Origin of the sequence: Pseudomonas fluorescens Q2-87 (genome assembly GCF_000281895.1) — a bacterium.
Lineage (GTDB): Bacteria > Pseudomonadota > Gammaproteobacteria > Pseudomonadales > Pseudomonadaceae > Aquipseudomonas > Aquipseudomonas fluorescens_S.
In genome coordinates this window covers 3,107,553-3,118,562 of sequence record NZ_CM001558.1, presented here as the reverse complement: position 1 = coordinate 3,118,562, position 11,010 = coordinate 3,107,553, and the positions used below count along the sequence as shown (strand labels likewise).

Annotated in this window: 6 protein-coding genes; 5 read left to right on the top strand and 1 reads right to left on the bottom strand. The window is 62.9% G+C overall.

What is annotated here, in order from left to right; genetic code table 11:
• Positions 1 to 11 precede the first annotated feature (11 nt).
• From PFLQ2_RS13945 to PFLQ2_RS13955, 3 genes are all read left to right on the top strand, one after another.
• On the top strand, positions 12 to 1,355 hold the full coding sequence (locus PFLQ2_RS13945; RefSeq protein ID WP_003181809.1) for a TolC family outer membrane protein: 1,344 nt from the start codon (positions 12 to 14) through the stop codon (positions 1,353 to 1,355).
• A gap of 144 nt (positions 1,356 to 1,499) precedes the next feature.
• Positions 1,500 to 4,520: an autotransporter serine protease gene (locus tag PFLQ2_RS13950; RefSeq protein ID WP_225970876.1), complete on the top strand. Its 3,021-nt coding sequence runs from the start codon at positions 1,500 to 1,502 to the stop codon at positions 4,518 to 4,520.
• A gap of 96 nt (positions 4,521 to 4,616) precedes the next feature.
• Complete coding sequence (locus tag PFLQ2_RS13955; protein ID WP_003181805.1) at positions 4,617 to 6,470, top strand: polyurethane esterase; 1,854 nt, start codon at positions 4,617 to 4,619, stop codon at positions 6,468 to 6,470.
• 104 nt (positions 6,471 to 6,574) lie between these two features.
• Here the strand turns inward: PFLQ2_RS13955 and PFLQ2_RS13960 are convergent, their stop codons facing one another.
• Positions 6,575 to 6,799 carry a YgdI/YgdR family lipoprotein gene (locus PFLQ2_RS13960; RefSeq protein WP_003181803.1) on the bottom strand — a complete coding sequence of 75 codons (225 nt, stop codon included), beginning with the start codon at positions 6,797 to 6,799 and terminating at the stop codon, positions 6,575 to 6,577.
• A 223-nt stretch (positions 6,800 to 7,022) separates the two neighbouring features.
• Between PFLQ2_RS13960 and PFLQ2_RS13965 the strand changes: the two genes are divergently transcribed.
• Complete coding sequence (locus PFLQ2_RS13965) at positions 7,023 to 8,675, top strand: VRR-NUC domain-containing protein (RefSeq protein WP_003181802.1); 1,653 nt, start codon at positions 7,023 to 7,025, stop codon at positions 8,673 to 8,675.
• Positions 8,672 to 10,966 carry an ATP-dependent DNA helicase gene (locus tag PFLQ2_RS13970; protein ID WP_003181800.1) on the top strand — a complete coding sequence of 765 codons (2,295 nt, stop codon included), beginning with the start codon at positions 8,672 to 8,674 and terminating at the stop codon, positions 10,964 to 10,966. Before PFLQ2_RS13965 ends, PFLQ2_RS13970 begins: the two co-directional genes overlap by 4 nt.
• Positions 10,967 to 11,010: the final 44 nt, after the last annotated feature.

Genomic DNA, 11,010 nt, shown 5'->3' with positions numbered 1-11,010 from the left:
TATCCGGCGGTATGAAGCGTTTCCAATGGTGGGCCGTGCTGGCCCTGTCCGTGTGCAACAACGTCTGGGCCATGGGCCCCTTTGAGTTCTATGAGCAGGCGCTGCGTAATGATCCGGTCTACCTCGGCGCGATCAAGGAGCGCGACGCAGGCCTTGAGAACCGTGCCATCGGCCGCGCCGGCCTGCTGCCGCACCTGGGCTACAGCTACAACAAGGGCCGCAACCAGTCCAAGGTCACCTACCTCAACGATCGCGGCGCCAGCCAGCACGACGATCGCAACTACAGCAGCTACGGCTCCAGCCTGACCCTGCAACAACCGTTGCTGGACTACGAGGCGTATGCCGCTTATCGCAAAGGCGTGGCCCAGGCACTGTTCGCCGACGAAAACTTTCGCGGCAAGAGCCAGGAATTGTTGGTGCGGGTGCTGAGCCAGTACACCCAGGCGCTGTTCGCCCAAGACCAGATCGACATCGCCCAGGCGAAGAAGAAGGCGTTCGAACAGCAGTTTCGGCAGAACGAGCACCTGTTCCGCCAGGGCGAAGGCACGCGCACCGACATTCTCGAGGCGCAGGCGCGCTACGAGCTGGCGATCGCCGAAGAGATCGAGGCCCGAGACGAACAGGACGCTTCCCTGCGCGAGCTTGGCGCGCTGATTGGCGTGCCCACCCTGGACATTGGCGACCTGGCCCCCCTCAACGACACCTTCCAGACTTTTGCGTTGCAGCCGGCCACTTTCGACACTTGGCACGAGATGGCGGTAAGCAACAACCCGAACCTGGCGTCGCAGCGCCAGGCCGTGGACGTGGCGCGCTTCGAGGTGGAGCGCAACCGCGCCGGCCACCTGCCCAAAGTCAGCGCCTACGCGACGATGCGCCAGAACGAATCGGAAAGCGGCAACACCTATAACCAGCGCTACGACACCAACACCATCGGCCTGGAAGTCAGCGTGCCGCTCTATGCCGGCGGCGGGGTCTCGGCGTCGACCCGCCAGGCCAGCCGCACCATGGAACAGGCTGAATACGAACTGGATGCCAAGACCCGTGAGACGCTGATCGAGCTGCGCCGCCAGTTCAGTGCCTGCGCGTCGGGCGTGAACAAGCTCAAGGCCTACCAGAAAGCCCTGGCCTCGGCCGAGGCACTGGTGGTGTCGACCCGGCAAAGCATTCTCGGCGGCGAGCGGGTCAACCTCGACGCCCTCAACGCCGAGCAGCAGCTCTACACCACTCGTCGCGACTTGGCCCAGGCTCGCTACGACTACCTCATGGCCTGGACCAAGTTGCATTACTACGCCGGCACGTTGGGAGCCCAGGACCTGGCGAAGGTGGATGAAGCGTTTGTGGCGCAAGGGCGCTAGCCGGCTGCCGCTGTGACAGGGGCAGGGCAAACCAAAGGTTTTTGGCAACAACTTTGGCAATCACTAAGGAAGGTTCGGATGAAACACAAAAAACAACCCGGGCAAACGGGCCGGCTGTTTCTGTTGAAAACCCTCAACCACGCCATGCTCTGCGCCCTGGCGACCCTCGGTACGGCCCACGCCGCGCCGTATGTCGAGAGCGGCAGGCCGGGGAATCCGGACAGCTGGCGCAGCAGTGAATTCAATGCCGAATGGGGCCTTGGGGCGGTCAACGCCCAACAAGCCTACGCCGCCGGCTACACCGGCAAGGGCGTCAAATTGGGGATCTTCGACCAACCCGTCTACGCGGCACATCCGGAGTTTTCCGGCCCCAACAAGGTCGTGACCATGGTCACCAGCGGCATCCGCCAATACACCGACCCGTACATCCCGGTAAAGGCCGGTGATCCGTTCCGCTACGACGGTTCACCCACGGTGGGTTCCGATGGCAAGTTGGGCTCCCACGGCACACACGTTGGCGGGATTGCCGCCGGCAGCCGCGACGGTGGCCCGATGCATGGCGTGGCGTTCGATGCGCAAATCATCAGCGCCGACAACGGCGACCCCGGCCCCGAAGACGGCATCATCCTCGGCAACGATGGCGCGGTGTACAAGGCCGGTTGGGATGCCCTGATTGCCAGTGGCGCGCGCATCATCAACAACAGCTGGGGCATCGGCATCACCGACCGTTTCGACCAGGGAGGCCGTGACCCAGCGTTCCCGCACTTCACCGTGCAGGACGCACAACTGCAATTCGACCAGATCAAGCCGCTACTCGGCACCCCGCCCGGCGGCGCGTATGAAGGCGCTATCGCCGCGGCCCGCAGCGGGATCGTGACGATTTTCGCCGCCGGCAACGACTACAACCTGAACAACCCGGACGCCATCGCCGGGCTGGCGTATTTCGTCCCGGACATCGCACCGAACTGGCTCACCGTCGCCGCGTTGCAAGTCAACCCGGATACCGCCAGCCCGAACCCCTACACCATCAGTACCTTCTCGTCGCGCTGCGGCTACACCGCGAGTTTCTGCGTGTCAGCCCCCGGCACCCGGGTCTATAGCGCCGTGATCGGTGGCACCAGTGCCGATGACCTGACGGTGGGTTACGGCAACAAGAGCGGTACGTCGATGGCGGCGCCCCATGTGGCCGGCAGCGTTGCGGTGCTGATGGAGCGTTTCCCCTACATGACCGGCGCGCAGGTCGCCAGCGTGTTGCGCACCACCGCCACCGACATGGGCGCGCCGGGTGTCGATTCGCTGTATGGCTGGGGCATGATCAACCTGGGCAAGGCCATCGATGGCCCGTCGATGTTGGTGACCGAGCAGGACATTCCCGAGGCGTATCGAATCGAGGGCGCCTATGGCTCCGGCCAGTTCGTCGCGGACCTGCCGGGCATCGGCGCGATCATCGACGCCGGCAAGCCGACTGAGCGGGTGTGCAGCGGGATCCAGTGTGGCCTGGATGTCTGGCGCAACGACATTTCCGGCCATGGCGGGCTGACCAAGCAGGGCATCGGCACGTTGGTGCTGACCGGCGAAAACACCTACAGCGGACCGACCCTGGTCAATCAAGGGCGATTGGCGATCAATGGCTCGCTGGCTTCGGCGGTCACCGTTAACGACGGCGGTGTGCTCGGTGGCAACGGTCGTATCGCCAGCCTGACCGCCAACCGTGGCGGCAGCGTGGCGCCGGGCAACTCCATCGGCACCTTGCAAGTGGCCGGGGACGTGACGTTCCAGCCCGGCTCGAACTACGCCGTAGAAGTCTCGCCTACGTCCAGCGACCTGATCGTTGCCGGCGGCAAGGCCTCCATTGACGGGGCGACGGTGTCGCTGTCCCTGGAAAACAGCCCGACACTGCTCAGCGCTGGCGAGGCGAAAAGCCTGCTCGGTCGGCAATTCAATATCCTGCAGGCCGCTGGCGGTATTGATGGGCGCTTCGGGGAGGTGTTGCCCAACTATGCGTTTCTCGGTGGTGACCTGGCCTACACCGCAGGCGGCGTCCAACTGGCGGTGGAGCGTAACGACGCATCGTTCGCCAGCCTGGGCCTGACGCGCAACGAACGCGCCGTCGCCGTCGCCGCCGAAGGACTGGGCGCGGGCAACGGGCTTTATGAAGCCTTGCTGCTGTCGCCCAGCGCTGCCGTGGCGCAACAGGCATTCCAGCAGCTGTCCGGTGAGATCCACCCGGCCATCGGCACGCTGCTGATCAACGACAGCCGCCAGTTGCGCGATGCCGTCGGCGATCGCTTGCGCCAGGACGCGTTGTATGACGCTGGTACACCGACCGATGCCGACAGCAATGCCTGGTTCAAGGTGCTCGGTGCCTGGGGCAAAGACGATGGAGGGCATGACAACGCCAGTACCAGCCATTCGATCGGCGGCCTGCTGGCCGGTGTCGATGGCTTGATCGGCGACCAGACCCGACTGGGCTTCGTCACCGGTTATAGCGACAGTTCGTTGAGCATGGGCGACGGCACTCATTCATCCGCCAAAGCCGACAGCTATCACCTGGGCGTCTATCTGGGCCGTGAAATCGATGCCTTGCGCTTGACCGCAGGCGCCGCCTATAGCTGGCACCGCATCGACGTCAAACGCGATCTGCAATGGGGTGACGTCAGTGGCCGGGAGAAAACCAAGCGTGACGCCCGGACCGCCCAGCTGTTCACCGAGGCGGCGTATCGCCTCGACCTGCAACCGATAGCCCTGGAACCGTTCGCGAACCTGGCCTACGTGCACCTGGACAGCGACAGCTTCCATGAAAAAGGTGATAGCGCGGCCCTGCACAGTGGCGACGATCGCCGCGACGCCGTGCTCTCGACCCTGGGTCTGCGTGCCAGTCACACCCTGGCGTTGTCGCAAGCGCAGCAACTCCAGTTGTCCGGGTCCCTGGGCTGGCAGCACAACCTGAGCGACACCCGCTCCGAACAGGACCTGGCTTTTGCCGGTAGCAACGACACTTTCGCGGTGCGCAGCGTGTCCATGGACCGCAACGCCGCCGTGATCGGCGCTCGAGCCGGCCTTGCGGTGGCCAAGGATGTGCGCGTCAACCTGGACTACAACGGCCTGCTCGGTTCCAGGGATAAATCCCACGGCGTGGGCCTGACGCTGGATTGGCAGTTCTGACCAAGCCCCTCTGTGGCGAGGGGGACGCCCCCTTGCCACAGCCAATCCCCTGAAACCCGGTTTCAGCATTCCAACAACAAAAAGCGAGCAACCACCATGGGTATCTACGATTACAAGCACTTCAGCACCCCTGAATCCAAGGCATTGGTCAGCGATGCGATGGCGATCATGCTGTATTCCTACCACAACCTCGATAACGGTTTTGCCGCCGGCTACCAGCACAACGGTTTCGGCGTGGGCTTGCCGGCGACGCTGGTCACGGCGCTGCTTGGCGGCAGCGATTCCCAGGGCGTGATTCCCGGCGTGCCATGGAACCCAGACTCGGAAAAGCTCGCCCTGCAAGCGGTGCAGAAGGCCGGTTGGACCCCCATCGGCGCGTCGCAGCTGGGCTACACCGGGAAAGTCGACAGTCGCGGCACGTTCTTTGGCGAAAAAGCCGGCTACACCACCGCGCAAGTGGAGATCCTGGGCAAATACGACGCTGCGGGGCACCTGACGGAGATCGGTGTGTCGTTTCGTGGTACCAGCGGTCCACGGGAGGATCTGATCGGCGATTCCATTGGCGACATCATCAACGACGTCATGGCAGCGCTGGGGCCCAAGGACTATGCAAAAAACTACGTGGGTGAAGCGTTTGGCAATCTGCTGGCGGATGTCGCGAAGTTTGCCCAGGCCCATGGCCTCTCGGGCGACGACGTACTGGTCAGCGGCCACAGCTTGGGCGGCCTGGCGGTCAACAGCCTGGCGGACTTGAGCACCAGCAAATGGTCCGGGTTCTATGCCGACGCCAACTACATTGCCTACGCCTCGCCGACCCAGAGCAGCACCGACAAGGTCTTGAACATCGGCTATGAAAACGATCCGGTATTCCGCGCCCTGGATGGCTCGACGTTCAACTTCGCTTCGGTGGGCGTGCACGATGCACCGCAGGAGTCGGCGACCAACAACATCGTCAGTTTCAACGACCACTACGCCTCGGCGACGTGGAACGTGCTGCCGTTTTCCATCCTCAACATTCCCACCTGGATTTCCCATTTGCCCACCGGCTACGGCGATGGCATGGGCCGGATCCTGGGCTCGGCGTTCTACGACCTCACCGAGAAAGACTCGACCATCATCGTTGCCAACCTGTCCGATCCGGCGCGCGGCAATACTTGGGTGCAAGACCTCAACCGCAACGCCGAGGCCCACAGCGGCAGCACTTTCATCATCGGCAGCGACCGCGAGGACCTGATCCAGGGCGGCCAGGGCAATGATTACCTGGAAGGCCGCGCCGGCAACGACACCTTTCGCGACGGCGGTGGCTACAACGTGATCCTGGGCGGGCAGGGTAACAACACCTTGCAATTGCAGCAGTCGGTGAAGGATTTCAGCTTCGCCCATGACGGCACCGGGACCCTGTACATTCGTGATGCCCATGGCGCGATCAGCATCACCCATGACATCGGCACTTTGGTCAGCCAGGAATCCGGGGCGTTGTGGGGGCTGCTGAAAAACGAGGTGAACCACAGCGTCGGCGCCAATGGCCTGGTGACGGGCGCCAACGTCACGGCGTATGCGTCATCGGTCAAGGGCGGCGCGGCCGACGATACCCTGTTGGCGCGCGCAACCGGCGACTGGCTGTTCGGCCAGGACGGCAATGATGGGCTGGTGGGCGGGGCGGGTAACGACACCTTTGTCGGCGGCACGGGCAATGACCTGATGCAATCGGGAGGCGGCAGCGACACGTTTGTCTTCAACGGCGCGTTCGGCCAGGACCGGATCAGTGGCTATGACGCGGGGGACAAGCTGATATTTCTCGGCGTTCAAGGCGCCGGCTCGGGTTACGACTATAGCGAGCACTTGTCACAAGTGGGCAATGACACGCTGCTCAAGGTGGGGGACAGCTCCGTGACCCTGGTGGGTGTGGGGATTGCCCAGTTGGGCGGCGAGGGGATCGTGTTCGCCTGACATCGCTATCACGAGCAAGCTCGCTCCCCTTGAGGTTCTGTTGTGAACGACCCTGTGGGAGCGAGCAAGCTTGCGATGACGGCCTGTCAGGCAAACACCGAAGATCAGTCTTCCTTGCGAATAGTCGCTACGTCATCAGCACGGACCCGGACTTTCTTGCCGGCAATATCCTCGAATTCGTAGAAGCCGTCGCTGGTGCGCGTATTGGGAGTGTCCTTGGTCAAATACTGAGTACCGTTCTGCAGGGTCACCACGGTAGGCGACGCGCAGCCGGCCAATGCCAGGAAAGCCACGGTGACCAGGGGCAGGCCCAGAGTCCTGATGTTCATAACCATAACCTCTCACTCAAAGGACACGGATCAACTGATTCGACCGCGCCATCACGTTTAGTCAACCGCCATTGGTCTCGCTTACCGTAGGAAAGTTCATCAGCGATAGAAGGATTTCACCTTAAATATAGGGAACCGTTCATCTTTTGCAGTTGCCTGGGCCGTTCGTTGCTGTTATCTGTACGCATAACCAGTACTTTCGCTTCCTTCGGCGCTTTGTTCCGTGACAGCCAGTTCTCTCGACGATCCCTTTTACTACCTGAACAACTTCCAGCAGGTGCTTGCCTGGTTGGCGAAGCGTTATGCCGACGTGCTCAGCGCCGAGGAACAGTGGTTCATCGACGAATTTGCGCTGTTGTCGCGTGCCTCCCAAGGCTTGCTGGTGCGGATGGTCATGCGCAAGGGTTTGCGCTTTCGCCACAGCAAGCTGCATTACCCGGAAATTGGCGATATCGGCGTTGCCGTGGAGCCCTTGCTGGCCCATGGCTGGGTCGAAGAACAGGCTCCCCTGGGCCTCGACGAACTGTTCGACGTGTTGCTCAAGCCGGAAATCCTTTTGTACCTGGGCCATCTGATCGAGCGACCCAAGGCGAAAAAGACCGAATGGCAGCAGGCCCTGCGCGATCACTTCAGTGAGCCCCAGCCGTTTAGTGCCTGGTGCCCGCAACTCGATGACCGGCTCTACAGCCTGACGATCATGCCCCTGTGCGACCGGCTGAGATTGATGTTTTTCGGCAACCTTTACCAGGACTGGTCGGAGTTCGTCCTGGCGGACCTGGGCATCTACACCTACGAAACGGTTGAGTTCAGCGCCGAATCCCGTGGCTTGCGCAACCGCCAGGACGTCGATGCCGGCCTGTTCCTGCACCAATGCCAGCAGCACTTCGAAGCCGGCGAATCCCTTGAAGACATCGTTGCCCAGGTCAATGACTTGTCCCTGGACAATCCTTGGCTGGAGCGGCGCCGGGGCAAGCTGTTGTTCCAGATCGGCCAGCACGGCGAGCGCATCGGTGATTTCGCCCTGGCCTTGAGTCTGTATCGCGATTGCACGTACCCGCAGGCGCGGTTGCGGATGATCCGCGTGCTGGAGCGCATCGGCGAATATGCCCTGGCCCTTGAATTGGGCGAAGCGGCCGTGCAAGCGCCGCAGGATGGCGCTGAAACCCAGGCCTTGCTCAGGATCCTGCCCCGGTTGCGCCGCAAGCTGGGCGGGCCACCGGTACCGCGCGCCATGGCCCGGGAGGTGGAACGGCTGGACTTGCATCTGCCCCGTGTCGACCCGGCGTTGTCGGTGGAGTACCACGTCCAGGCGCACCTGCACGATGAATCAGCTCCCGTGCATTACGTCGAGAACAGCCTGATCAATTCGCTGTTCGGCCTGCTGTGCTGGCCGGCGATCTTCGCGCCACTGCCGGGGGCGTTTTTCCATCCGTTCCAGCGCGGGCCGGTGGACTTGCTCAACGAAGATTTCCACAGCCGTCGCGCCGAGCTGTTCGCGGCCTGCCTGGCGGAGCTGGACGATGGGCGCTATCGGGACACCATCGTCCGGCGCCACGCAGAAAAATGGGGCGTGCAATCGCCTTTCGTGTTCTGGGGCGCACTGTCCGAAGCCCTGCTGGAACAAGCCCTCGAATGCCTGCCGGCCGAGCACCTCAAGCACTGGTTCCACCGTCTGCTGCTGGACATCAAGGCCAACCGCGCCGGCATGCCGGACCTGATCCAGTTCTGGCCGCAGCACAAGACCTACCGCATGATCGAGGTCAAGGGGCCCGGTGATCGCCTGCAAGACAACCAATTGCGCTGGCTGGAATTCTGCCACGAGCACCAGATGCCCGTGGCGGTCTGCTATGTGCAGTGGGCGGAGCAGGGCGCATGACCCAGGCGTCGGGCTACAGCATCGCGGTGCGGGCGTTGTGCGAGTTCACCGCCAAGGCGGGCGACCTGGACCTGCGCTTCACGCCGTCGCCCACCGCCCTTGAAGGCATCGCCGGCCACCGCACCGTAGCCTCGCGACGTGGCGAGGGCTACCAGGCCGAGGTGGCCCTGGAGGGTCGCTACCAGGCGTTGCACGTCAAAGGTCGCGCCGATGGCTATGACCCGGCCCGCAATTGCCTCGAGGAAGTGAAGACCTACCGCGGCGATCTGACCAAACAGCCGGACAACCATCGGCAATTGCATTGGGCCCAGGCGAAGATCTATGGCTGGCTGATGTGCCATAAGTTGCAGCTGCCGCGCATCGACGTCGCGCTGGTGTACTTCGACATCGTCAGCGAAAAGGAAACCTGTCTGCGGCAAAGCTGCGAAGCGTCGCAACTCCAGGCGTTCTTCGAAGAACAATGCGCGCTGTTCCTGGCCTGGGCCGAGCAGGAAATGGCCCATCGGCAGGCGCGTAACCTCGGGGCGCAGACGCTGGGCTTTCCCCATGCCAATTTCAGGCAGGGCCAGCGGCACCTCGCCGAGTCGGTGTTCAAGGCCGTCAGCACCGGGCGTTGCCTGATGGCCCAGGCACCCACTGGCATCGGCAAGACCCTCGGCACACTGTTTCCCATGCTCAAGGCCCTGGCGCCGCAGCAGCTGGACAAGGTGTTCTTTCTTACCGCGAAAACCCCAGGGCGCAAGCTGGCGCTGGACGCTGCTCATGTGATTACCCGCAGCGCGCCATCGATGCCGTTGCGGGTGCTGGAAATGATTGCCCGGGACAAGGCCTGCGAACACCCGGACAAGGCCTGTCACGGCGAATCCTGCCCGTTGGCCCGAGGGTTCTACGACCGTTTGCCAGATGCGCGGGCCGCAGCCAGCCAAGTCACGTTGCTCGATCAGGCGGCGTTGCGCGAGATCGCGCTGGCCCATGATGTCTGCCCGTATTACCTCAGCCAGGAGATGGCTCGCTGGGTCGATGTGGTGGTCGCCGACTACAACTATTACTTCGACTTCAGCGCCTTGCTGTTCGGCCTGGCCCAGGCTAACGGCTGGCGCGTCGCGACCCTGGTGGACGAAGCTCACAACCTGGTGGAGCGGGGGCGCAAGATGTACAGCGCGACCCTGGATCCGTCCACGTTGGCGGCGGTGCGCAAAACCGCGCCAGCGGCATTGAAGAAATCCCTGGACCGGGTCCATCGCCAGTGGAATGCCTTGCATGCACCACAGGTGGCGGCCTATCAGGCGTATGAAAAACGGCCGGAAAAACTGCTCCAGGCCTTGGCAACCTGCACCACCGCCATCGGCGACTACCTCAATGACCATCCGCAAGGTCTCGACAGCGGTTTGCAGGCGTTCTACTTCGACGCCTTGCAGTTTGGCCGGGTGGCGGAGTCCTTCGACGAGCACTTTCTGTTCGACATCCACAAGCGCGAACTCGGCCGCCAGCGCAGCGTGTCCACGCTGTGTCTGCGCAACGTGGTGCCGGCCGGCTTCCTGCGCCCGCGATTCACGGCCTCGCGCAGTACCGTGCTGTTTTCCGCGACCTTGAGCCCTCGGCACTATTACGCCGACCTGCTGGGTACGCCGGCGGACACCGTGTGGATCGACGTCGAGTCACCGTTCCAGGCCGAGCAGTTGGATGTCCAGGTGGTCAGCCGGATCTCTACCCGTTTTGCCCACCGCCAAGCGTCGCTGGAACCGATCGTCGAGCTGATGGCCCGTCAGTTCAACGAACGGCCGGGTAACTACCTGGCCTTTTTCAGCAGCTTCGATTATTTGCAGCAAGTGGCCGCGCTGTTTGCCGAGCGACACCCGCAGATCGCGACCTGGACACAGTCACGCGGCATGGGCGAAGCGCCCCGGCAGGCCTTTCTCGAACGGTTCATGGAGCACAGCCAGGGCATCGGCTTTGCGGTGCTGGGCGGTGCCTTCGGCGAAGGCATCGATTTGCCCGGCTCGCGACTGATCGGTGCGTTCATCGCCACGTTGGGGTTGGCACAGTTCAACCCGGTCAACGAGCAGATCAAGCAGCGCATGGCGGCGATTTTTGGCGATGGCTACGACTACACTTACCTCTATCCGGGCCTGCAAAAAGTCGTACAGGCCGCTGGCCGCGTCATCCGCACCCAGCAAGACCGCGGCGTGGTGATGCTGATCGATGATCGGTTCGGCGAGGCGAGGGTGCAGCACTTGTTGCCGCGTTGGTGGTCAGTGGCTCAGGAAGAACATGCTCCAAAATCCCAATAGTTTTTCCTGACACCCGACTTGCGCGATACTCCGCAGAAATCCAC